Below are 23,615 nucleotides of genomic sequence, written 5' to 3' on the forward strand. Positions count from 1 at the left end.
GTCTTCCGGCGGCAGCCGGTTGTCCGGATTGTGGCGCACCGTGCGCGGCATCATGCGCGAGCCGCTCGGCGCCGTCGGCCTGACGCTGGTGACGCTGGTGGTGCTGTCGGCTGTGTTTGCCAGCGCGCTGACCAGCTATGCGCCGAGCAAGATATCGCCGGCCGAACGCTTCGCTTCGCCGAGCCTGCTGCATCTGCTCGGCACCGACCACCTCGGCCGTGATCTTCTGACCCGGGTGCTCTATGGCGGGCGCGTCGCGCTCTTGATCGCGCTGGGCGCGACAGCGGTGTCGCTGGTCGTCGGCGTGGTGCTCGGGCTGATCGCCGGCTATGGGCCGCGCTGGCTCGACAATGTGCTGCTGCTGATCTTCGACGCCGTGAAGAGCTTTCCCACCGTCATGCTGGCGCTGACGCTGGTCACCCTGTTCGGCCCCTCGCTCTATGCGGTGGTGCTGGTGGTGATGCTGGTCAATGTGCCGGGCTATGCCCGCATCATCAGGACGCAGACGCTGGTGCTGAAGTCGGCCGAACATGTCATGGCGGCGCGCTCGATGGGCGCCAGTGCCGGCCGTATCCTGCGCGTCCATATCCTGCCCAACATCATCGGCCCGATCCTGATCCTGATATCGATGGACATTCCCGTGGTGGTGGCGATCGAGGCCGGCATGAGCTTCCTCGGGCTCGGCGTGCGGCCGCCAACGCCGAGCTGGGGCGCGATCCTCAATGACGGCTTTGCCAACATCCGCGATTCCTACTGGATCGTGATTGCCGGCGGCCTGCCCATCGTGCTGACCACACTCGGCTTCACCTTCTTCGGCGAGACGCTGCGCGACCTCTTCGATCCCCGGCTGAAGGGGCGGTCATGACGGTTCTCGCGATCAAGGATCTGAGCGTCGCCTTCCACACCGAGAGTGGGCGACTGGAGGCGCTGAAGCAGGTGAGTTTTTCCGTGGCGGCCAACCGCAGCGTTGGCGTGGTCGGCGAATCCGGCTGCGGGAAGTCGACGCTCATCAACGCCATTCTCGGCCTGCTCGCCGACAATGGCGAGATATTATCGGGCGAGATCATCTTCGAGGGCGACAAAGACCTCGCCCGGCTTGACCCCACGGCGATGCGCGGCTTGCGCGGCCAAAGGATAGCTACCGTTTTCCAGGACCCGATGGGTGCGCTCAACCCGGTGCTGTCGGTGGGGCGGCAGATGCGCGACATCCAGTATCGCTCGGGTCTGTCGAAGCGGGACAAGGATGCGCGCTCGGTCGCCATGCTGCGCAAGGTTCGCATTCCCGATCCGGAAAGCCGGCTGACACAGTTTCCGCACGAATTCTCCGGCGGCATGAAGCAGCGCATCGCCATCGCCATGGCGCTGATGATGGAGCCGGCGCTGCTGATCGCCGACGAGCCGACCACGGCGCTCGATGCGACGCTGGAGGTGGCCACCATCGAACTGCTCAAGGATCTGCAGCGCGACATCGGCTGCTCGGTGCTGTTCATCTCGCATCATCTGGGCGTGATCGCCGAACTCTGCGACGAGATGATCGTGATGTATGCCGGCGAGGTCGTGGAAAGCGGCACGACCCGCGAGATCTTCCACGACGCCCGCCATCCCTACACGCAGAAGCTGCTGGCCTGCGATCCCGCCCGGCTGTCGCAGCGTGTGCCCCGGCTGCCGACGATTGCCGGGACCTTGCCGGACCTGCGCCGCCGACCAAGCGGCTGCGTCTTCCAGCCGCGCTGCGATCGCGCCGACGCCCAATGCCTGACGACGCCTCCCAGCGCCCCTGTCGGCGGATCTCATATCGCCCATTGCTGGCACGCGGACGTTCCACTGGGGGCCATGAGCGCATGAACGAAGACCTGCTCCGTGTCAGCGACCTGCGCGTCTCGTTCCGGGTTGGCGGCCTGTCCGCCAGGCTCGCGGGGCGGGCCACCGAAATCGAAGCGGTCTCCGGCGTCAGCTTCACGCTTCAACGAGGCAGCACCTTCGCGCTGGTCGGCGAATCCGGCTCGGGCAAGACGACGCTGGCGCGCACCCTCAACGGTCTTCAGCCGGTGAAAGCAGGCACGATCGTGTTCGAAGGACAGGAACTGCAAGGCCTGTCCAACGCCGCGATGAAACCGGTGCGGCGGCGCATGCCGATGATGTTCCAGGATCCGGTCGGATCGCTGTCGCCGCGGCTCAGCGTGCGCTCGCTGCTGTCGGAGCCTTTCGTCATCCACGGTTTGTCGGATCGCGATCTCAACGCTGAAGTCACACGGCTTCTTGCGCTGGTCGGGCTGCCGCGCGATTTCGCCGACCGCTACCCGCACCAGCTATCTGGCGGCCAGGCGCGCCGCGTCGGCGTAGCGCGGGCGATTGCGCTGGACCCGGTGCTGGTCGTCGCCGACGAGCCGACCGCCGGCCTCGACGTCTCCGTGCAGGGAGAGGTGCTGAACCTGCTCAACGACCTGCGCGACCGCATGGGCCTGTCGATGCTGATCATCACCCACAATCTGCATGTCGTGCGCCAGATCGCCGACCGCATGGCGGTGATGTATCTCGGGCGCTTCGTCGAGCAGGGCGAAACCGAAGCGATCTTCCGCGCCCCGCATCATCCCTATACGGCGGCCCTTCTCTCCGCCAATCCCGAGCCTGATCCCGACAGGGTGCATCAGCGCATCACGCTGCCGGCTGACGTTCCGTCCTTGCTGGCGCGCCCCTCAGGCTGCGAGTTTCACACACGCTGCCCGCAGGCCGAGGGCCGTTGCGCGCTGGATGTCCCCGTCCCGGCCTCGGTCGGCGACAGCCGTCTGACCTGCCATTTCCCGCTGAACACATAAGGATCGCCACCGGCGCAAGTGTCGGCCGGGGCGTTGAGAGGAGCCGCCATGCAAGATATCCGCGTCGTCACCGATTTCCCGCGCAAAATCCGCGAGATCGAGAATTTGTGGATTCCGATGCCGGATGGCGTCAAGCTGGCGGCGCGTGTCTGGCTGCCGGAAGACGCGGAGAGCGATCCCGTGCCGGCGATCCTCGAATATTTGCCCTATCGCAAGCGTGACGGAACGGTGGAGCGCGATGCGCTGACGCATCCCTATTTCGCCGGTCACGGCTATGCCGGCGTGCGGGTCGACATGCGCGGCTCGGGCGACAGCGAAGGGCTGTGCAAGGGTGAGTATCTGAAGCAGGAGCAGGATGACTGCCTGGTGGTCATCGAATGGCTGGCGAGGCAATCCTGGTGCTCGGGAAGCGTCGGCATGATCGGCATCAGCTGGGGCGGCTTCAACGGGCTGCAGGTCGCGGCCCGCCGGCCGCCGGCGCTGAAAGCCCTCGTTTCGCTGTGCTCGACCGACGACCGCTATAACGACGACGTGCATTATCTCGGCGGCGCGATGATGTGCGACAATCTGATGTGGGGAACCACCGCCTGGGCCATCGCCATGACCCCGCCCGACCCGCTCATTGTCGGCGACCGCTGGCGCGATCTTTGGAAACAACGGCTGAATGGCAATGGCATCTGGATGCAGGACTGGTTTGAACACCAGCGCCGCGACGATTTCTACAAGCACGGTTCGATCTGCGAGGATTATTCCGATGTCGAAATCCCGGTCTACGCCGTGGGCGGCTGGGCCGACGGTTACCCCAATCCGATCTTCCGGATGCTGGAAAAGCTAAGCGGTCCCCGCAAAGGGCTGATTGGACCCTGGGGCCATAAATATCCGCACTTCGCCATGCCAGGACCGCGCATCGGCTTCCTGCAGGAGTGCCTGCGCTGGTGGGATCAATATCTCAAGGGCATAAACACCGGCATTGCCGACGAGCCGATGCTGCGCGCCTGGATTCAAGATCCCGCACGGCCGGCGGCGATCTATGACGAGCGGCCCGGCCGCTGGGTCGCCGAGCCGGCTTGGCCGGGGCCGGGGGTCGGCGAAAAGGTGCTGAACCTTGCGCCGCATGTGCTGAGCGAGGCCAGGGGCGAAGACACGATCCTGGAGATTTCATCGCCGCAGACGGCCGGCCTGTCGTCCGGCGCCTGGTGCGGTTATGGCGTCATGCCTACCTTGCCGGTCGACCAACGCACGGAAGAAGGCAATGCCCTGATCTTCGAGACGGCGCCGTTGACCGAAGCGGTCGAGATCCTCGGTTTTCCCGAATTCGAGGTCAAGCTCTCCTCCGACAAGCCGGTTGCGCTTCTGTCCGCCACGCTGTCGCAAGTGTTCCCGGAAGGTGCTGCCTCGCGCATCAGCTACGGCATCCTCAATCTGAGCCATCGCAACGATGATCTGGACATCGTACCCATGGTGCCGGGCCGGGCGGAGACCGTCCGCATCAAGCTGCGCTGTTGCGGGCAGCGTTTCGAGGCTGGCGAGCGTATCCGGCTGGCACTGGCGACATCGCATTGGCCGATCGTCTTTCCGACCGCCGAGCAGGCGACGCTGTCGATCCATTGCGGGGACAGCCGGCTGATCCTGCCGGTGCGCGCGCCGCAGAAGCTGGACGACACGCTGGGGGCCTTCCTGGCTCCGGAAAGCGCCGCGCCGATGGAGCAGGAGGTTCTGGCCAAGGGCGACGGTTTTCAGCGCTCGGTTTCGACAGACCAGGTCACCAGCGAGACCGTCTACCAAGTCGTCAATGATGGCGGCACGGTGCGGCATCCGCATACGGGAATCGTCCTTTCAGCGAAGCATGTCGACCGGTTCTCCATTCACCCCGACGACCCGACCTCGGCGGTCGGCACCTGCACCTGGGAAAAATCCTATGGCCGCGGCGACTGGCAGGCGCGCCTTTCAGTGACGGCGACGGTGCGCGCGCTGCGCGACGTCTGGCGGATCGAGACCCACATCACTGCCCATGACGGAGACGAGCGGATCGTCGACCGCAGCGAGGTCAAGGAGTATCGGCGCGATCTCAACTGAGCGGCGGCGATTGGCAATCAGGCCATCGATTTCGGCAAGGCGACGGCCAGCGCATCGACGGCCAGCCGCACCTTCAGCGGCAGATGCGGTGTCTGCAGCCAAAGCGCGTGGCAGTCGTAGAGATATCGCGGCTGGTCCGGCAACAGCGCCATCAGCGCGCCGGCCTGAATGCGGTCGCGTACCAGCCACCAGGGCAGCCAGGCCAGCCCCATGCCGTCGGCGGCCGCGTCAGCGATGGCATCGAGATCGTCGAGCCGCAGCCGTCCGGTTGGCGTGATCTCGAGCGTGGGTTGCCCCTCGCGCACAAACAACCACGGCTGAACGACCTGGCCGAGCCGGCGGTAGACAATCGCCTGATGGTCGGCGAGATCCTCGATCCGCTGCGGCTCGCCATGAATTCTGAGATAAGAGGGTGCCGCGCAGACGACCATGCCCTGACGCGCGACGCGACGCGCAATCACCCCCACCTTGTCGTCAAGAGTGCCGGTGCGGATTGCGAGATCGTAGCCGTCCTCGGCAATATCCGCGAAGCGGTCGGTGAGCGACAGGTCGAGTTCCAGCATCGGATATTGACGGGCCAGCTTTAGCAACACGGGGGTCACGCAATGGCGCCCGAAATGCGCCGGCATGGTGACCCGCAGTTTTCCACGTGGCTCCGAAAACTGTTCGGCGGCGAGCGCATCGGCGGCTTCGGCCTCGGCCAGCACCACCCGACAGCGTTCATAGTAAGCGCGGCCGAAGTCGGTCAGGCTCTGCCGTCGCGTGGTCCGGTTGAGCAGCCGCACGCCCAGCCGCTCCTCAAGAAACCGGACATGCTTGCCGACCATCGGTCCGGAGAGATCAAGCGCGACCGCCGCGGCCGCGAACGAGCCGAGATCGACCGCCTTGACGAACACGGCCATGCTCTCAAGCCGATCCATATTCAAAACTCCTGGTTTCTACTGTTCTTCTCTTACAGCCATTTATCCCTGGCAAGACCGGCTGCATAGCTCATTCGGTTCAGATGATTTGGAGTATCCCGAATGACACGCGTAGTTCGCTTTCACCAGCATGGTGGCCCCGAGGTTCTGCGCATCGAGCATGTCGCGCTTTCCCCACCGGGTTCGGGCGAAGTTCAAATCCGGGTCAAGGCACTCGGCCTCAATCGCGCCGAAGCGCTGCTGCGCGCGGGTTCCTATATCGAGACGCCGACGCTCCCCTCGGGGCTTGGCCTTGAGGCAGCGGGCGTCATCGAGGCTATTGGCGACGGTGTGAGGGATTTCGCGCCGGGCGACAGCGTCAGTGTCATCCCGCCGCAATCGATGATCCGCTGGCCGGCCTATGGCGAGTTTGCCACCTACCCCGCCGGACTTGTCGTCAAGCATCCGCCGTCGCTCGACTGGCAGACGGCAGCGGCCGTCTGGATGCAGTATCTCACCGCCTATGGCGCGCTGATCGATATCGCCGGGCTGCACAGCGGAGACCACGTGGTGATCACCGCGGCCTCGAGCAGCGTCGGGCTTGCGGCAATCCAGATCGCCAACAGGGTCGGTGCAACAGCGATTGCGGTGACGCGGACATCGGCGAAGAGGCAGGCCCTGCTCGACGCCGGCGCGGCTGAAGTCGTCACCTTGGCCGAGGAGGATTTGGCGGCACGGCTGAATGAGATCGCAGGGCCTGAAGGCGTGCGCGTCGTGTTCGATGCGGTCGGCGGCCCGATCTTCGAGCCACTCACAGCGGCCATGTCGCGTGGCGGCATCCTCATCGAATATGGCGGTCTCAGCCGCGAGCCGACGCCATTCCCGCTGCCAGCGGTGCTGAGCAAGACGCTGACACTGCGCGGCTACCTCGTCCACGAGATCACCGGCAACCCTGTGAAACTCGAGGCCGCCAAGGCGTTTATCGTCGAAGGTCTGGAGGACGGGACGCTGAGGCCGATCATCGACAGGACCTTCGCGTTCGACCAAATCGTCGAGGCGCACCGCTACCTGGAGTCGAACGAGCAGTTCGGCAAGATCGTGGTGACGATCTGAGATCGTAGTGACGATCTGAGATCGTGGTGACGATTTGAATCGTGGTGACTGCCTGAGCAACGCTGGCGAACAAATCATTCTTGCAGGGCAATATCGGCCTTGAAGCCGCGGCTTTGCATCCCTAACTGTTCGGTGCGGGCCGGGCCCCTCTGACTGTCGCTTTTGGCGATTGTGATGTCGGACCGCTTTAACGGGCCCGTTTCCACTCTTTCGGTCAAGCGGGCTCATTCCTTTCGGTTTGGAGCCCCGTATGACATCTACTTCCCTCCTCGGTATGGTTTGCCCCTCCTGCCGCGTCGCGCTCGTGATGAGCGAACGCCAGGGTATCGAAATCGATTACTGTCCGCAGTGCCGCGGCGTCTGGCTTGATAGAGGAGAACTCGACAAGATCATCGAGCGTTCCGGCAGGGAAGCGGCGCCCGCGCCGCAGCCACAGCCGGCAGCATTCTCCCAGCCACAACATGGCCAGAGCCGCGATGACGATTATTCCCGCTCGCACGGTCACCGCTATCCGAAGCGGAAGAAATCATTCTTCGAAGAGTTGTTCGACTGACCGCATGATGCCCGACATCCAGGCCGGCACTTGCTGAAACTTCCGAAACCACATCGACAAAGGTTCATCTCCGATGATTTCCCGCACCAGCCGATTTGCAGCCCTCTTTGCAGGACTGTTCCTTGCATTCTCCATGGTTGCGATGGACCATGCCGAGGCCCGTCGTGGCGGCAGTTTCGGCAGTCGTGGCATGCGTACGTTCCAATCGGCACCGCCGACCAGGACGGCCCCAGCACCGGCCGCTCCGGTCGAGCGGTCGATGACGCCCAACACCGGTGTGAACAACGCGGCCCGGCAGCCGCAGGCCGGCCTGCAGAGGCCCGGCTTCATGAGCGGTTTCGGTGGAACGATGATGCGCGGCCTGTTGCTCGGCGGCCTGTTCGGCCTGCTTCTGGGTCAGGGCTTCGGCGGCCTGGCCGGCATGTTCGGTTTCCTGCTTCAGGCCTTGCTGATCGGTGGCGCGATCATGCTGGCCATCAGGTTCTTCCGCTCGCAATCCGCGCGCGGCCCCGCGCCGGCGCTCGCCGGTGCCGGCAATGCCCAGGCTTCGCGATTTGAGAACCGCTCAACGGCAGGGCAGCAGACTGCAGGCTCCTTCACAATTCCCGGTTTCGGCGGCGGTTCAGGTGGAGGCTCTCCGGCCGCCGCCTCCGAGGAGATCACGCTGGCCCAGACGGATCTCGACGCATTCCAGCAGCTGCTGACCGATGTCCAGGAAGCATTCGGGCGCGAAGACCATGCCGCTCTGCGCCGGGCGGTTACACCCGAAATGGTATCCTATCTGTCGGAAGAGTTGGCCGACAATGCCCAGAAAGGTCTCAGGAACGAGGTGACTGATATCACCTTGCTGCAGGCCGACATCGCGGAAAGCTGGCGCGAGGATGAGCGCGACTACGCCACGGCCGCCTTGCGCTACGAATCTCGTGACGTGACGCGCGAACGGGCCAGCGGCAAAATCGTCGCGGGCGACGATGGTCATCCGACAGAGACGACCGAGCTGTGGACTTTCGTGCGTGAGAATGGATCGAACTGGAAGCTCTCGGCAATACAACAGGCTTGAGCCTCGGGCGATTTTTCCGAGGTTTCGCAGTTGTGGGCGTTCAGCGCACGATCTTGACGCACATCGGCGTGCCGACCTCGATGGCGCGCCCGGTGTCGGTCAGTATGCCGCTGTCGGCGTCGCGGGCGAAGATCGAAATGCGGTCGCCATTCTGGTTGGCGGAAAACAGATGGCCGCCTGACGGCGTCAGCGCCAGGTTACGCGGGGTCGCGCCGCCGCAAGGGATATAGCTGACGAGGCTGAGCGACCCTGTCTGCTGGTCGACCGCCATGATGACGACGCTGTCATGGCCGCGGTTGGAGCCGTAGACAAAACGGCCATCCGGTGAGATCTGGATATCGGCGCAGTGGTTGCTGTCGCGTGCCTCGGCCGGCACCGCCGGCTTTGCGTCGATGATCGAGAGCTTGCCGGTGGCTTCGTCCAGCGTCATCGACACGATGGTCGAATCCAGTTCGTTCATGACGAAGACGAAGCGTCCGTTCGGATGCAGTGCGAGGTGGCGTGGACCGGCGCCGGATGGCAAAGCGGATTCGGTTAGCTTGGCCAGATTGCCCTCGCGCTCGATCCGGTAAGACACCAGCCGGTCGATGCCGAGGTCGGCGACGATGGCTGTTCCCCCGCCGATGGTTTCGGTGACGCTGTGCGCATGCGAGCGTTCCTGCCGCGCCACATTCGGGCCGCTGCCCTCATGCGAAACGCTGGCAAGCGGCGCCGACAAGGCGCCGTTCTCTTCGAAGCCATAGACAGCCACCGCGCGATCCGGGCCGCCCTCGCCCATGCCGTAATTGGCGACCAGCAGTTTTGTCCCGTCGCGGGTGATGGTGTTGTGGGCGGCTATGCTGCCGAGCGACGGTTGCTTGTTCAGATAAATGAGCGTCCCCGAAGCTCGATCGAAGCTGTAAGCTGAGACGGTGCCCTCGCGCCAGGTGAACACTTCCGAGTTGGCGTAGATCCGCGAGCCGTCCGGTGTCACCGAGAGGAAGGTCGGATTGTCGACGTCGTTGGTCTCGGCCAGTTTTCGTGTTTCCAGCGTCGTCTCGTCAAAGCTGTAGACGCTGAGGCCGACGCCCCGAGCGCCCTGAAAATACGGCGCCTCGCGGTTCAGGCTGCCGACAAAGACCAGACAATTCTCGCGCATGATTTCCTCCCCTACCCGCCTGCGCTTTGGCGCGCGGGAGCAGCCAAAATTTCGCCTGTTCACGCTTGCAACGCAACCCCATATGTGAAAATACTATTTACAAAAGAAGATTGATGGGAGGAGACGTCTTGCATTTCGACGCCTTGATGCGTTTTCCGATAGCTGTGACGTGCCCCATGCAGGTCTGGCGGTGCCGACCATGAACGATTTCGCACCTACCGTCGGTGTCGCCTCGACGCATCCCAAGAACATGCCGGCGGATCACGCCGCGCTGCCGGTGTGGAACGCCGAGAACTGGTTCTACGAGGACTGGCCCGTCGGCCAGAAGATCCGCTCGTTGCGGCGCACAATGGCCGAAGGCGACAGCCATTTGTTCAACACGCTGGTGCTCGACATCCACCCCTATGTGCAGGACCAGATGTTTGCCGAGAACGAAGGCATTTTCGGCAAGCGGCTGATCGCCGGCGCCTTTGTCTTTTCGGCTGGCCTGGGGCTGGTCGCCACCAACTGCGTCAATGCCTTCTCCTATGGCTACGACAAGCTCCGCTTCATAAAACCCGTCTTCATTGACGACACGATCTATTCGATCCGCTCCAACCTCGACAAGAAGCCCCGCTACAAGGAAATGGGGCTGATCCGCGCCAGCTATGAGGTGTTCAAGGGCGAAGGCGAGTTGGTTCTCTATTGCGAGCATCTGCAGACGGTGAAGTACCGCAACCCGGCCGACTTCGTCGGCAAGACGGAGAAATAGCATGCCGGCAGCAGCCGAATTGCCGCTCGCCGGTCTCGTCGTCGTCGACATGAGCCAGTTCCTGTCCGGGCCCTATTGCTCACTCAGGCTGCTCGATCTCGGCGCCCGCGTCATCAAGATCGAGCGTCCGGATGGCGGCGACCTGTCGCGCCGGCTCTATCTCAGCGACACCGAGATCGGCGGCGATTCCACCATCTTCCATGCCATCAACCGGGCCAAGGAAAGTCTTGCCATCGACCTCAAGAACGAGGCCGATCTCGAGGCGTTGCGCGGCCTTCTGGCCAAGGCCGATGTGCTGATCCAGAATTTCCGGCCGGGCGTCATCGAGCGGCTCGGCTTGGACTATGAGGCGGTCCGCAAGATCAATCCGCGGCTGGTCTATGCCTCGATCAGCGGCTATGGCGAAGACGGACCATGGGTCAAGAGACCCGGCCAAGACCTGCTGGCGCAGGCGCGCTCCGGCGTGATGTGGCTGAACGGCGATGAGGACCAAGGGCCGGTGCCGTTCGGTCTTGCCATCGGCGACATGCTGGCCGGTGCCGCCTGCGCGCAGGGCATTCTGGCCGCACTCGTGCGGCGCGGCATCACCGGCCAGGGCAGCCATATCGAAACCAGTCTCCTGGAAGCGCTGGTCGATTTCCAGTTCGAGGTGCTGACGACGCATCTCAATGACGGCCGCCGGCTGCCCAGGCGCTCCAGCTTCCGCAGCGCGCATGCCTATCTGTCGGCGCCTTACGGTGTTTACCCGGCCAAGGACGGATACCTCGCCATCGCCATGACGCCGATTCCCAAGCTGGCCGATCTCCTGTCGCTCAGCGAACTCGCACCCTATCGCGACAAGCCTGCGTCGTGGTTCACCGCGCGTGACGACATCAAGGCGATCATCGCACAGCGGATCGCCACCAAGACGATCGACGAGTGGCTTGATATCCTCGAGCCGGCCGACATCTGGTGCGCCAAAGTGCTGACCTGGCCGGAGATGCTGGCGAGCGAAGGGTTCCATTCCCTCGGCATGCTGCAGACTGTGACGCGCGAGGACGATGTCTCGATCCTCACCACCAGTTCGCCGCTCCGGGTCGATGGCATAAGAGCCAAGGCCGATCGGGCGGCGCCCCGCATCGGCGAGCACAGTGCCGCCATCCGCGCGGAGTTCGGCCTGTGAGTTCGCCCAAGCTCAAAGGCATGACCTGGAGCCATCCGCGTGGCTATGATCCGATGGTCGCCTGCTCGGCGCTGTGGCAGCAGAAGACCGGTATTGCCATCGAATGGGACAAGCGCTCGCTGCAGGACTTCGAATCCTTCCCGGTCGAAGAACTGGCGCGCGCCTATGACCTCATCGTCATCGACCATCCGCATGTCGGCCAGATCACGGCCGAAGGCTGCCTGGAGCCGCTGGATGTCGCCGGACGCGAGGCGGAACGCACGGCCCTTGCCTCGGGCAGCATCGGCCAGTCCTATCCGAGCTACAACTGGCAAGGACGGCAATGGGCTTTCCCGATCGATGCGGCAACGCAGGTCCAGGCATGGCGTCCGGATGCTATCGGTGCGCCACCGGCGCGCTGGAGCGAGCTGCTCGATCTCGCCCGGCAAGGCCGCGTGCTGCTGCCGCTGCGGCCGCCTCACGTGTTGATGGTGTTCTACACGCTTGCCGGGAATCTCGGGCATGCCTGCACGACCGATCCATCCGACGATCTGATCGATGTGGAGATCGGTAGCCAAGTCTTCGAGGCAATGCGCGAGATCGCAGCGCTGGTCGATCCCGCGTGTTTCGAGATGGACCCGATTGCCGTCTCCGAACGTATGGCGGAGGCCGGTTCCAGGTTCGTCTGCGCGCCACTGATCTATGGTTACGTTTCCTATGCGACGGCTGGCTTTCGGGCGAACCGGCTGGCCTTTGCCGATGTTCCGGTCATCGGTTCCGGCGGCCCGGTCGGTTCGGCGCTTGGCGGCACCGGCATAGCCGTATCAGCCTTTTCCAAAGCCAGGGATGCCGCGATCGACTTCGCCTATTGGGTCGCGAGCGGCGATGTCCAGCGAGGCGCCTATGCCGCCGCCGGCGGCCAGCCCGGCCATGCAGCGGCCTGGGAGGACCAGGCTGTCAATGAAGCGACCGGCGACTTCTATCGGGATACGCGCGCGACGCTGGAGGGTGCATGGGTGCGGCCGCGCCACGACGGCTACATGACTTTCCAGCAAGCAGCATCCGAACGCATCCTTTCCGGCATGACCTCCCGGCATCAAGCCCGACAGGTTGTTGCCGATCTCAATCGCCTGTTTCGGGAGAGTTCCCCGGTGCAGGTGTCCGGCGCTGCCGGTGGAGGAGCCTGAACCAAACCGAACGGAGGAGAACGAGATGACAGGAATGATCCGCGGCCTGCTGGCCGCAACCGCGCTTGCCTCGCTTGCAACGACCGCCTTTGCGCAGGATGTGCAAGGCGTCATCGGCGGGCTGCCGACCGAACTCAAGGCGCAATATGACGGCGCGCCGCAGAAGGTGCTGCCTTCGGCCTGGGACAATTTCACAGCGCCGCCGAAACCGTGGAAATGGTGCCACTCGGAATCCTACCAGGGCAATCCGTGGCGGGTCACGGTGACCAAGGAATTGAAGCGTCTCGTCGACGGGCTGATCGCCGACGGAACGGTGTCCAGCTTCGAGGTGTCTGATTCCAACAACGACGCCAGCCAGCAGATCAACCAGATCCGCGCCTTCATCGACAAGAAGTGCTCGATCATCACCTCGATCCCGGGCTCGGCGACGGCACTCGATGATGCGATCGACGCTGCCGCCAAAGCCGGCATTCCGTTCATCACCGCTGCCGGTTCGGTGACCAGCCCGAACGCCATCAATGTCGATTCCAACTATGCGCGCTGGGGCTACGACATGATGGCGGCGATCGGCAAGGCGCAGCCGGACGGCGCCAGCATCCTTCTGGTCGAAGGCATCGCCGGACACCCGATCGTGGTGCAGGAGCGCCAGGGCGCGGACAAGGCGCTGACTGAAAATCCGAAGCTGAAGATCTCGCGCAATGTCAATGGCAACTGGACAGCCAACGTCACCAAGACCGTGGTGCTGCAGGCGATCGCCACCAACCCGGCGCCGATCGATGCAGTGTGGACGACAGGCAGCGAAAGCCGCGTCGTCGCCGAAGCCTTCGCAGAAGCCGGCCGGCCCGCACCATTGATCACCGGCTCGATCACCGGCGATGCGCTGGGCTACTGGAAGGCCAACCCCGACAAGTACCGCTTCGAAGGCCATGCGGTGCTGCCGCACTGGACCGCGCAGACGCTGTTCCGCGTCGGCGAGCGCATGCTCGACGGGCAGAAGCCGAAGCTGAACACGCTGCTGATCCCGATCCCGCCTGTCCACACCGCCGATCTCGGTGCCTGGTACAAGGACTGCATGACGACGGACGCCGTGTCTATCTTCCCGATCCCGCCGAAAGATCCGATGCCGGAGGAATGGCTCGACGCCTATTTCTCGAACCCGGCGCCAACCAAGGGCTGGGACTATTCGAAGGTGCCCGATGCCTGTGCAAAGTGACGCCTGCTAATCTCTCAACAGGCCGGCTCCTTTCGGGGAGCCGGCCTGCCAGCATCGAAATGCGACATGCTTGAAGTCAAAACCATATCCAAACGCTATGGCGAGACGATCGCGCTCGCGGACGCATCGATCGCGTTTCGGGCGGGAACCATCCACACCATCCTGGGCGAGAACGGTTCGGGCAAGAGCACGATGGTCAAGCTGTTGTCCGGCATCGTCCAGCCGGACAGCGGCGCGATCCTCCTGCACGGCAAGCCGTTCTCGGGCGCCAACCCCTCGGCCTTCCAGGCGCAAGGCTTCGCCACGGTGTTCCAGGAGGTGCTGATCGCGCCGGATCGCAGCGTGACCGACAACATCCTGCTCGGCCTCGACGGGCTGGTCCGGCGCGCTGTGCCCCGCAACGAGCGCCGTGACCGGGCGAAAGCTGCGCTTAAGCGCTTCGCGGTCACCGACGTCCCTCTCGACATGCCAGCCGGCCTGCTGCCGCTCGCCGCGCAGCAATTGGTCGTCCTTGCTCGCGCGATCGTGCGCAACCCAAAGATCCTGATCCTCGACGAGGTCACCGCCGCGCTCGACTTCGCCGATCGCGAATCCGTTTTTTCGTTGATGCGTGCGCTTGCCGGCGAGGGCTGCCTGATCCTGTTCATCACCCACCGCATGGACGAGGTGATGTCGCTTTCGGATCGCATCTCGATCCTGCGGGGCGGCAGCGTGGTGCGCACCGAAGAGCGCGGCGCTTCGACGCCGGCTGAGCTTCTCAAGACAATGGCGCCACGTACCGCCGCGGAGCTTGCGCATGGCTGATCGCACCGCTCTCGATTTTGGTGGTCTTGCCGTTCGCGAACTCGTCATCGCGCCCGGCGCCAGCCCGATCACGCAGGCAATCGCTCCGGGTGAGATCGTCGGGCTTGCCGGCCTCGATGGTCATGGCCAGGAGCTGTTTCTCAAGATGCTTGCTGGCCTGGAACCGCCGCATGGCGGCTCGATCGAACTCGGTGCATCGGATGCGTCCCGTAAGATCACCGGGTTTCGCAAGGCTGTCGCCAGCGGCATCGCCTATTTGCCGCGCGACCGACGCGCCAACGGCATTTTCCCGACGCAGTCGGTGCTCGACAACTTCGCCGTTTCGACTCTGTCGCGCGACACACGGCTCGGCCTGATCAGCCCGGCGGCGCGCAAGGCGCGCTACGACATCTACCGCGAAAAACTGTCAATCGCCGCACCCCGGCCCGATGCGCCGATCACCACTTTGTCGGGCGGCAACCAGCAGAAGGTGCTGCTGGCGCGGGCCTTGGCGCTGGAGCCCGCGATCCTGCTCCTCAACGATCCGACGCGTGGCGTCGACGTGGCGACGCGGCATGTTCTCTACGACGTGTTTCGCGGGCTGGCGGCCGACGGCATGGGGCTCGTCATCCTGTCCAGCGAAATCGAGGAGATTCTTCTCCTGTGCCAGCGCGTGCTGGTGTTCCGTGAGAATGAAGTCGCGGCCGAGATCGCCGGCAACGCCCTCACCACCGACGGCGTGATATCAGCCATGTTCGGACGTGCGGCATGAGCCCTGTTGCGCGCCTCCTGTTCCTTGGGCGAAATTTCGGCTTCGCCGTCGTGCTGCTGGTCGTGCTGCTTGCGGTCAATCTCATCCTCAGCCCGGGACGGTTCCAGCCGGGTTCCTGGGGGGCGCTGGTCGGATTGGCGGCGCCCTTGATCGGTGCTGCCATCGCCTCAACGCCTGTCATCCTCGCCGGGCGTGGCGGAATCGACATCTCGGTCGGGCCATTGATGGGCTTTGTCAACGCTTTGACGATCCAGGTGCTGTTCCTCGGCACCGGCATCTCGTCGCCCTTGGTGCTCGTTCCGGCGGCGTTGCTCGTCGGCGCGCTGGTGGGCGCGGCGAACGGCTTCCTGGCGACAATCGTGCGCATTCAGCCGATCGTCGCCACGCTCGGCACCTATCTGATCCTGACCGGCGTGACGCTGACAATCCTGCCGGCGCCGATCGGCCCAGCGCCGGCCTGGCTCAAGGCACTGTCCGGCCCGCTGTCGATGCTGCCGCTGGCGGCGATGCTCGTCGCCTGGTGGCTGGTGCGGCGCACGCCATACTACGACCAGCTTATGGCGGTCGGCAGCGACGACCGCGCCGCCTACACCGCCGGTGTCGATGTCACGCGCGTGCGCTTCATCGCCTATGTCATGACCGGCATCCTCGGCGGATGCGCCGGGCTGATGCTGACCGCGCTGATCGGCTCGGCTGATCCCAATATCGGGCCGACCTACACACTGATCGCCATCGCCGCCGTAGCACTTGGCGGCGTCAGCCTGGCCGGCGGCCGTGGTGGCGTGGCGGGTGCCGCCATCGGTGCCATCGACATCTTCCTGTTGCAGAGCGTGCTGACGACGTTCAACGTCTCGACCTTCGTGCTGCAGATCGCCTACGGCGCGATCCTGGTGCTGGCGGTGATGCTGACAGCGCTGCAGGAACGTCTTGCCATGGGGAGACGCTGACATGGTTTTGCGCCAAAACCTCTTCGCGACAACCAACGCCCGCGTCGTCGGCGCCTTCTGCGTCGCCGCCCTTCTGCACCTTGCCGGCACAATTCTCATTCCCGGCTACTCGGCGCCGTTTGCGATACGTGCCATGCTGGTGCTCGCCTCGCTGCTCGCCGTGGCCTCGATTGGCCAGACGCTGGTCGTCATCATGGGCGGCATTGACCTTTCGATCCCCTTCGTCATCGGCTTTGCCAATGTCGTGGCGGCGCAGCTTTATGGCGATGGCTGGAACTTTTTTCTCGTCTGCGGCCTGGTCGGCGCGCTGGCGCTCGTCATCGGCGGGCTGAACGGGCTGATCTCGCGCAGCCTCGACATCCAGCCGCTCATCGTCACGCTCGGAATCGGCATGGTCGTGCAAGGGCTGGTGCTGCTGTGGACAGCCGGCTTCCCGTCAGGCTCCGCGCCACAAGCGGTTTCCAGCTTCGTCTCGATCGGCGGATCGGCCGGCCCGCTGCCGGTGCCGTGGCTGGTGCCGAGCCTGGTCGTGCTGGCGGCGCTGGTCGTGCTGGTGCTGGAGCGGACGCCCTATGGCCGCCGGCTCTATGCGTTGGGCAGCAATCCGGGAGCGGCGCCGCTGGCGCTGATCGACCCGGTTCGCATGTGGGTCATCACCTATGCAGCAAGCGCCTTCTTCGCCGCTGTCGCGGGCGTGCTGCTGCTCGGCTTCACCGGCTCGGCCTATGGCGATGTCGGCCAGCCCTATCTGTTCCAGACCATCGCAGCGGTCGTCGTCGGCGGCGCAGCACTGGTCGGCGGCCGGGGCAGCTATCTCGGCACGATCGCCGGCGTGCTGGTGCTGACCGAGATCAACACGCTGCTCATCGGCCTCGGCTTCCAGCCCGCGGCAGTGCAGGCCGCGCTCGGCTTCGTCATCGTGCTGCTGGTTTCGCTCTATGGCCGCGAACGGCACGTCTCGGCAACCATCTGAAAGGACCTGTCAGTCGAGCCGCCACAGCTTGCGGGCATTGCCGGACAACAGCCTGTCGCGCTCGGCAATGCTGCAGCCCGAGAGCAATGCATGGGTCGCCGCCACCCAGGTCGACAGGCCGCCGCCTAGCGTGCAGACCGGCCAGTCGCTGCCCCAGACGACGCGGTCCCAGCCGAATGAATTGATGGTGTGCTCGACGTACGGCCGCAACGTCTCGACCGTCCAGCTGCCGGCATCGGCATAGGCGACGACACCGGAAATCTTGGCCATGACATTCGGGCGCCGGGCGATCTCGCTCATATGCTCGCGCCATGGATGTTCCCTGTTGCCCTTGATGTCGGGCACGCCGCAATGGTCGAGGACGAACGTCACATCGGGTGCCAGGTCGGCAAGCACGATAGCCTTGGGAATCTGGTGCGGCAGCACGACGAGATCGAAGGTCAGGCCGGTGCCGCCAAGCCGCTTGATGCTGTCGCGGAACACCGCACCTTCCGAGAGCTCGTCGGGCGCGACATGAAGGACGCGGCGAAAGCCCTTTACGAACGGGTTTGCCCGCTGCCGTTCGAGATAGGCCGCGAAGTCTCCTTCCTCAGGACGGCAGGACGCGATCACCCCGGCCAGCATGCTGCCGGGCTGCCGTGACAGTCCTTCCACACGAGCCGTCTCGGCTTCGATGTCGGCCGGATCGACATCGACCTCCATATGCAGCACGCGCTCGACGCCGACACGCTGCGCCTCCGTCGCGTAGTCTTCATAAGAGAAATCGCGGTTGAGCGCCGGCACGCCGGCGAGCCAGGGATAGCGCAGGGCCGAGCGATCGATGAGGTGAAGATGGGTGTCGATGATCATGGCGAGGCTCCTCCCTCTGGCTTTTCAAATCATCTCACGAGAGAATTCTTCATTCAAATAAGAATTCACACCGATGAGCCGACTGCTGATCCAGCAAGGTGCGACAGCTTTTCACACGTTGCCAGCAACAGTTCGATTGTCCTGGTGATATCGGGTGCGGAAGGCGCGTTGACCACCGTGATGTAGGGAATCGACAGCGCGGCGATCGCCTTGCCGTCGGAACTGCGCACCGGGGCCGACAGGTTGAAGACGCCGGCTGTCTGCATCGAAGCCATCATCTCGTAGCCACGGTCGCGGATCTGGTCGAGACGGGTGAAGAACTCGCTCGATTGCGCCGTCTTGTCGGTGCTGCGGACGTGTTCGGAAATCATCATCTGGCGCTCTTCCGGTGAGCGGAAGGCGAGCAGCACATGTCCCGAGCCGGTATCGAATAGACTGATATGGGAGCCGACCCGGATCGATATGCCCCAGTAGTTCGGTGCTTCCTGCTGACCGATGACGACGGCAGAACCACGATCAAAAACAACGAGTTGGTTGGCCTGCTGCGATGTCTCGGCAAGCTCACGCATCAGCGGCGTCGCATAGGAGACCAGCCGCCGTACCGGCGCGTGCAGCTGTGCCAGGCCGAACAGCTTGAGCGTCAGCGAATAGCGGTCGCCGTCGAGGCGCGTGACGTAGCCACGCCGCACCAGCCGGTCCAGCATGCGATAGAATTCGTTGGGACTGCGGTCGAGTTTCTTGGCGATTTCGGCCTGGGTCAGGCCACCGTCGACGCCCGCCAGCAGTTCAAGGATATCGAGCCCCTTGTCGAGCGCCGGCGCGCGATAGCGCTCGTCTTCGCTGTCGTCCATGGGCTCATCCTCCAGTGAATTTCGCCCTTCATATACGCAGGAACGTGCGCGGCGGAAACAAATTTCGCCTTGACGTGTCTATGAATGTTTTGTTTGTATATGAATGTAGCACTTCTTGTCATCAGACGAGTTGCGGTCGCCGCGAAGGCGGCACCAAGGGAGGATACCAATGAACAGACTGCTTTCCGGCGTGTGCGCCGGCGCATTGTTGCTCGCGTCAGGTGCAGGCGCTGCTCTTGCCGGCGACCTGCCCGGCAAGTTCGAAGGCGTGACCGTCGACGTGAAGCTGATCGGCGGCCAGCAATATGAAAAGCTCTACGAACGCATTCCCGAATGGGAGAAAGCGACTGGCGCCAAGGTCAACATCCTGACCAAGAAGAACGGCTTCGACATCGACAAGGAGCTCAAGTCGGACATCGCCTCGGGCAGCACCAACTGGTGCGTCGGCTGGAACCACTCGTCGTTCGCGCCGCAATATACGGGCCTCTACACCGACCTCAGCAAATTGCTGCCCAAGGAAGAGATCGACGCCTTCGTGCCGTCGACCATCAAGTCGGCTACCATCGACGGCAAGCTGGAGATGCTGCCGCGCGCGCAGTTCGACGTTTCGGCGCTCTACTACCAGAAGAGCCTGTACGAGAACGCCGACAACAAGACCAAGTTCAAGGCGAAATACGGCTATGATCTGGTGCCGCCGGACACCTGGAAGGAAGTCACCGACCAGGCCGAGTTCTTCGCCAACCCGCCCAATTTCTACGGCACCCAGTTCGCCGGCAAGGAAGAGGCGATCAACGGCCGCTTCTACGAGATGGTCGTCGCCGAGGGCGGCGAATATCTCGACAAGGACGGCAAGCCGGTCTTCAACTCCGAGGCCGGCATCCGGGCGCTCGACTGGTTCGTCAACCTCTACAAGGCCAAGGCTGTGCCGGCCGGCACCACCAACTATCTCTGGGACGATCTCGGCCAGGGCTTTGCGTCCGGCACTGTCGCCATCAACCTGGATTGGCCGGGCTGGGCCGGCTTCTTCAACGATCCGAAGTCGTCGAAGGTCGCCGGCAATGTCGGCGTCAAAGTCGCGCCGAAGGGTTCGTCCGGCAAGCGCACCGGCTGGTCCGGCTTCCATGGCTTCTCGGTGACCGAGAACTGCCCGAACAAGGAGGCCGCGGCTTCCCTGGTTTGGTGGCTGACCAACGAGGACAGCCAGAAGCTCGAGGCCGCCGCCGGTCCGCTGCCGACCCGCACCGCGGTCTGGGACTGGGACCTGAAGCAAGCCGAAAACGATCCTTACAAGAAGGAGGTTCTTACCGCTTTCCAGGAAGAGGCCAAGCACGCCTTCGCCGTGCCGCAGACGCCTGAATGGATCGAGATCTCGAACGCCGTCTATCCCGAGCTGCAGGCGGCGATCCTCGGCGACAAGACCTCGAAACAGGCACTGGATGAAGCCGCCGCCAAGGCGACACAAATCCTCCAGGACGCCGGCAAGCTCTAGCAACGGCTCCCAGGGCTGCCTCCCCCATCAGCAATGGGGGAGGCGATCGCGTTGCGCGGGATGCCAGCGGTTTACGCTAACCCTTCGCGCCCAGCCAACGCACCGCCGTCCAAATACAAACACTCAAGGATTCTGATGAAGGGCTTCAAGCCATCCGCGCCATTCCTGCTGCTGCTTCCGGCCATGATCGTGCTGGCGGCGGTGGTGGTGGTGCCGCTGCTTCTGTCGCTCTATTCGAGCTTCACCCCGTTCCGCCTGACGCGGCCCGAAACGTTCTACGTCTTCATCGGCATCCGGAACTATCTTTCGATCCTGTCCAACACCGACTTCTGGTGGGCCTTCGGTCGCACGGTTCTGCTGCTGACCATCGCGCTCAATCTCGAAATGCTGCTCGGGCTCGGCCTCGCCATGCTCGTCGAGAAGGCGACGCGCGGCCAGCGCATCCTGCGCACGCTGATGATGTTTCCGATGATGTTCTCGCCGATCCTGGTCGGCTTCCAATTCAAGTTCATGTTCAACGACAATATCGGCCTGGTGAACAATGCGCTGCAGTCGCTCGGCATCACGCGAGACGCCATACCGTGGCTGATCGAGGGCCATCTCGCCTTCATCGCCATCTCGATCGCCGAGATCTGGTCGTCGACGGCGATCTTCGCCATCCTGATCCTCGCCGGCCTGCTCGCCATGCCCAAGGAGCCGATCGAGGCGGCGCGGGTCGACGGCTGCACGCCGTGGCAGACATTCCGCTATGTGACGTGGCCATTCGTCATGCCCTTCGCCTACATCGCCATGACCATCCGTTCGCTCGACGTGGCGCGCGCCTATGACATCGTCAAGATCATGACCGATGGCGGACCGGCGGGCCGCACCGAACTGCTATGGACCTTGGTGGCCCGCACCGCCTACAGCGACGGGCGCATGGGCATGGCCAACGCCATGGCCTATTTTTCGATCCTGCTGTCGATCGCCTTCACCGTCTACTTCTTCAACAAGCTCGCCGCGGCGCGCACGCAGATCGGTGCGGAGTGGTGAGGATGGATGAGAATTCTTCCGCTCGCCTGAAGCGCCGGCTGCTCGGCATCATCTATCGCATCGGCCTGTTCCTGGCGATGCTGACTATCTGCCTGCCGGGCCTGTGGATCGTGCTGTCGTCGCTGCGGCCGACGGTCGAGATCATGGCAAAGCCGCCAGTCTGGATCCCGCAGGAGATCTCGTTCGACGCTTATGTCGCGATGTTCTCAGGCATCGGCAAGGGCGGCATCCCGGTGATTGAATATTTCCGCAACTCGCTGATCATCTCGGTGACCTCGACGGTGATTGCGGTGGCCATCGGCATGGCCGGCGGCTATGCGTTCGCGCGTTATCGATTTCGCGGCAAATCGAGCGTCTTCCTCGGCCTGATGCTGACGCGCACCGTGCCGGGCATCGCGCTCTCGCTGCCGCTGTTCTTCCTCTATGTGCGGCTCGGCATCATCGACACCCATTTCGGGCTGATCCTCGCCTATGTCGCGCTCAACGTGCCGTTCACCATCTGGCTGATCGACGGCTTCTTCCGCCAGGTGCCCAAGGACCTCGCGGAAGCAGCGCAGATCGATGGCTGCACCCGCTGGCAGGCGTTCTGGCAGGTCGAGTTTCCGCTCGCCGGACCGGGCATTGCGTCGGCCGCGATCTTCGCCTTCCTGACCTGCTGGAACGAGTTCGCGCTGGCCTCGCAGCTGACCCGCTCGGTGAGCGCCAAGACGCTGCCGGTCGGCCTGCTCGACTACACGGCCGAGTTCACCATCGATTGGCGCGGCATGTGCGCGCTGGCCGTGGTGATGATCATCCCGGCGCTCACCCTCACCTACATAGTCCAGAAACACCTTGTCGGCGGCCTGACCTCCGGCGCGGTGAAAGGCTGATCCCATGGCAACCGTTACCCTCACCAAGCTGACCAAGCGCTACGGCACTATTGGGATCGTGCACGGCATCGATCTCGACATTGCCGACCGCGAGTTCATTGCGCTGGTCGGCCCGTCCGGCTGCGGCAAGTCGACGACGCTGCGCATGATCGCCGGGCTGGAGGAAATCAGCGCCGGCTCGATCGAGATCGGCGGACGCATCGTCAACGATTTGCCGCCACGCTCGCGCAACATCTCGATGGTGTTCCAATCCTACGCGCTCTATCCGCACATGACGGTGCGCGAGAATCTCGGCTTCTCCCTGAAGATCGCCGGCGCCGCCAAAGAAGACATGGACCGCCGCGTCGCCGAGGCCTCGGCCATCCTCGGCCTCGACACGTTGCTCGACCGCCGCCCGTCGCAACTGTCCGGCGGTCAGCGCCAGCGCGTCGCGATGGGCCGCGCCATCGTGCGCGACCCCGATGTGTTTCTGTTCGACGAACCGCTTTCCAATCTCGACGCCAAATTGCGCACGCAGATGCGCACCGAGATCAAGAAGCTGCATGCAAAGGTGCAGTCGACGGTGATCTACGTCACCCATGACCAGGTCGAGGCGATGACGCTTGCCGACCGCATCGTCATCATGCGCGACGGCCATATCGAACAGGTCGGCACGCCCGACGAGGTCTTCCGGCGGCCGGCGACGCGCTTCGTCGCCGGCTTCATCGGCTCGCCGCCGATGAACCTGCACGAGGCGACGGTCGACGGTGGCCAGATGGTTTTCGCCAGCGGCGAGAAGCTGCCGCTGCCCGGCCAGTTCAAGGCCAATGTCGCGACCGGCGACAAGGTCGTGTTCGGGCTGCGGCCGGACGACATCTACCCGACCGGCCATGGCATCAGTTCCGGTGGCGCGGCCGATGTCCACCAGATCGAACTGCCGATCACGGTCACCGAGCCGCTCGGCAACGAGACGCTGGTGTTCGTCGAATTCAACGGTACGGACTGGGTGTCGCGCATGCTGAACCCGAGGCCACTGCGGCCGGGCGAGCGGGTCGCCATGAGCCTCGACATGTCGCAGTCGCATCTGTTTGCCACTGAGACCGGAAAGACATTGCGGAGCTGAT

The 23,615-nt window shown here is 63.9% G+C and carries 23 protein-coding genes; 19 read left to right on the forward strand and 4 right to left on the reverse strand.

All coding sequences use genetic code 11. From position 1 onward, the window contains the following. Positions 1-19 precede the first annotated feature (19 nt). Genes AC0NIL_RS26655 through AC0NIL_RS26670 form a run of 4 tightly spaced genes read left to right on the forward strand, consistent with a single transcriptional unit; the run spans position 20 to position 4,892 of the window. On the forward strand, positions 20-865 hold the full coding sequence (locus AC0NIL_RS26655; RefSeq protein WP_082826413.1) for an ABC transporter permease: 846 nt from the start codon (positions 20-22) through the stop codon (positions 863-865). Further along, on the forward strand, positions 862-1,845 hold the full coding sequence (locus tag AC0NIL_RS26660; RefSeq protein WP_275953843.1) for an ABC transporter ATP-binding protein: 984 nt from the start codon (positions 862-864) through the stop codon (positions 1,843-1,845). The genes AC0NIL_RS26655 and AC0NIL_RS26660 overlap by 4 nt, the downstream gene beginning before the upstream one ends. After that, complete coding sequence (locus AC0NIL_RS26665; RefSeq protein WP_013533007.1) at positions 1,842-2,816, forward strand: ABC transporter ATP-binding protein; 975 nt, start codon at positions 1,842-1,844, stop codon at positions 2,814-2,816. The genes AC0NIL_RS26660 and AC0NIL_RS26665 overlap by 4 nt, the downstream gene beginning before the upstream one ends. 48 nt (positions 2,817-2,864) lie before the next feature. Then, the gene (locus AC0NIL_RS26670) at positions 2,865-4,892 is read left to right on the forward strand and encodes a CocE/NonD family hydrolase (RefSeq protein WP_275953844.1); all 2,028 of its coding nucleotides are present in this window, start codon (positions 2,865-2,867) and stop codon (positions 4,890-4,892) included. Between the two features lie 17 nt (positions 4,893-4,909). Here AC0NIL_RS26670 and AC0NIL_RS26675 read toward each other — a convergent pair whose 3' ends face one another. After that, positions 4,910-5,812 (reverse strand): LysR family transcriptional regulator, encoded by a 903-nt coding sequence (locus AC0NIL_RS26675; protein WP_275953846.1) that lies wholly within the window; start codon positions 5,810-5,812, stop codon positions 4,910-4,912. A gap of 102 nt (positions 5,813-5,914) precedes the next feature. Between AC0NIL_RS26675 and AC0NIL_RS26680 the strand changes: the two genes are divergently transcribed. From AC0NIL_RS26680 to AC0NIL_RS26690, 3 genes are all read left to right on the forward strand, one after another. Next, the gene (locus AC0NIL_RS26680; RefSeq protein WP_473572760.1) at positions 5,915-6,904 is read left to right on the forward strand and encodes a zinc-dependent alcohol dehydrogenase family protein; all 990 of its coding nucleotides are present in this window, start codon (positions 5,915-5,917) and stop codon (positions 6,902-6,904) included. A gap of 250 nt (positions 6,905-7,154) precedes the next feature. After that, on the forward strand, positions 7,155-7,457 hold the full coding sequence (locus tag AC0NIL_RS26685; protein WP_024502504.1) for a TFIIB-type zinc ribbon-containing protein: 303 nt from the start codon (positions 7,155-7,157) through the stop codon (positions 7,455-7,457). A 73-nt stretch (positions 7,458-7,530) separates the two neighbouring features. Further along, entirely contained in the window at positions 7,531-8,517 is a 987-nt protein-coding gene (locus tag AC0NIL_RS26690) for a Tim44 domain-containing protein (protein WP_275953847.1), read from the forward strand. Between the two features lie 40 nt (positions 8,518-8,557). Here AC0NIL_RS26690 and AC0NIL_RS26695 read toward each other — a convergent pair whose 3' ends face one another. Next, positions 8,558-9,655 (reverse strand): lactonase family protein, encoded by a 1,098-nt coding sequence (locus AC0NIL_RS26695; RefSeq protein WP_275953848.1) that lies wholly within the window; start codon positions 9,653-9,655, stop codon positions 8,558-8,560. Positions 9,656-9,854: 199 nt separating this feature from the next. Here AC0NIL_RS26695 and AC0NIL_RS26700 point away from each other — a divergent pair, with 199 nt between their 5' ends. The 8 genes from AC0NIL_RS26700 (at position 9,855) to AC0NIL_RS26735 (ending at position 17,422) form a co-directional block, all read left to right on the forward strand. Further along, positions 9,855-10,406, forward strand: a complete 552-nt coding sequence (locus AC0NIL_RS26700; RefSeq protein WP_473572761.1) for a MaoC family dehydratase — start codon at positions 9,855-9,857, stop codon at positions 10,404-10,406. A 1-nt stretch (position 10,407) separates the two neighbouring features. Beyond that, positions 10,408-11,568 carry a CaiB/BaiF CoA transferase family protein gene (locus AC0NIL_RS26705; protein WP_024502501.1) on the forward strand — a complete coding sequence of 387 codons (1,161 nt, stop codon included), beginning with the start codon at positions 10,408-10,410 and terminating at the stop codon, positions 11,566-11,568. Next, entirely contained in the window at positions 11,565-12,734 is a 1,170-nt protein-coding gene (locus AC0NIL_RS26710) for an extracellular solute-binding protein (RefSeq protein ID WP_224675839.1), read from the forward strand. The genes AC0NIL_RS26705 and AC0NIL_RS26710 overlap by 4 nt, the downstream gene beginning before the upstream one ends. A gap of 25 nt (positions 12,735-12,759) precedes the next feature. Continuing rightward, a complete protein-coding gene (locus AC0NIL_RS26715) occupies positions 12,760-13,947 on the forward strand; it encodes an ABC transporter substrate-binding protein (protein ID WP_024502499.1) in 1,188 nt (395 codons plus the stop codon). 66 nt (positions 13,948-14,013) lie between these two features. Continuing rightward, on the forward strand, positions 14,014-14,751 hold the full coding sequence (locus tag AC0NIL_RS26720) for an ATP-binding cassette domain-containing protein (protein ID WP_013533018.1): 738 nt from the start codon (positions 14,014-14,016) through the stop codon (positions 14,749-14,751). After that, positions 14,744-15,502: an ATP-binding cassette domain-containing protein gene (locus tag AC0NIL_RS26725; protein ID WP_063171555.1), complete on the forward strand. Its 759-nt coding sequence runs from the start codon at positions 14,744-14,746 to the stop codon at positions 15,500-15,502. The genes AC0NIL_RS26720 and AC0NIL_RS26725 overlap by 8 nt, the downstream gene beginning before the upstream one ends. Next, positions 15,499-16,449 (forward strand): ABC transporter permease, encoded by a 951-nt coding sequence (locus AC0NIL_RS26730; protein WP_473541502.1) that lies wholly within the window; start codon positions 15,499-15,501, stop codon positions 16,447-16,449. The genes AC0NIL_RS26725 and AC0NIL_RS26730 overlap by 4 nt, the downstream gene beginning before the upstream one ends. Before the next feature lies 1 nt (position 16,450). Further along, on the forward strand, positions 16,451-17,422 hold the full coding sequence (locus AC0NIL_RS26735) for an ABC transporter permease (RefSeq protein ID WP_013533021.1): 972 nt from the start codon (positions 16,451-16,453) through the stop codon (positions 17,420-17,422). A 9-nt stretch (positions 17,423-17,431) separates the two neighbouring features. Here AC0NIL_RS26735 and AC0NIL_RS26740 read toward each other — a convergent pair whose 3' ends face one another. Then, positions 17,432-18,271, reverse strand: a complete 840-nt coding sequence (locus AC0NIL_RS26740; RefSeq protein ID WP_063167544.1) for an amidohydrolase family protein — start codon at positions 18,269-18,271, stop codon at positions 17,432-17,434. A gap of 65 nt (positions 18,272-18,336) precedes the next feature. Further along, positions 18,337-19,122 carry an IclR family transcriptional regulator gene (locus AC0NIL_RS26745; RefSeq protein ID WP_013533023.1) on the reverse strand — a complete coding sequence of 262 codons (786 nt, stop codon included), beginning with the start codon at positions 19,120-19,122 and terminating at the stop codon, positions 18,337-18,339. 169 nt (positions 19,123-19,291) lie between these two features. On the opposite strand from AC0NIL_RS26745, the gene AC0NIL_RS26750 reads away from it, so the two are divergent. From AC0NIL_RS26750 to AC0NIL_RS26765, 4 genes are all read left to right on the forward strand, one after another. Beyond that, complete coding sequence (locus AC0NIL_RS26750; RefSeq protein ID WP_063171552.1) at positions 19,292-20,611, forward strand: ABC transporter substrate-binding protein; 1,320 nt, start codon at positions 19,292-19,294, stop codon at positions 20,609-20,611. Positions 20,612-20,746: 135 nt separating this feature from the next. Continuing rightward, positions 20,747-21,643, forward strand: coding sequence for a carbohydrate ABC transporter permease (locus AC0NIL_RS26755; protein ID WP_013533025.1), 897 nt, complete (start codon positions 20,747-20,749; stop codon positions 21,641-21,643). A 2-nt stretch (positions 21,644-21,645) separates the two neighbouring features. Continuing rightward, positions 21,646-22,512, forward strand: coding sequence for a carbohydrate ABC transporter permease (locus tag AC0NIL_RS26760; protein WP_013533026.1), 867 nt, complete (start codon positions 21,646-21,648; stop codon positions 22,510-22,512). Between the two features lie 4 nt (positions 22,513-22,516). Continuing rightward, positions 22,517-23,614 (forward strand): ABC transporter ATP-binding protein, encoded by a 1,098-nt coding sequence (locus AC0NIL_RS26765; protein WP_473572762.1) that lies wholly within the window; start codon positions 22,517-22,519, stop codon positions 23,612-23,614. The last annotated feature ends 1 nt before the right edge of the window (position 23,615 follow it).

The sequence above is a fragment of the Mesorhizobium sp. WSM1343 genome (assembly GCF_055901535.1).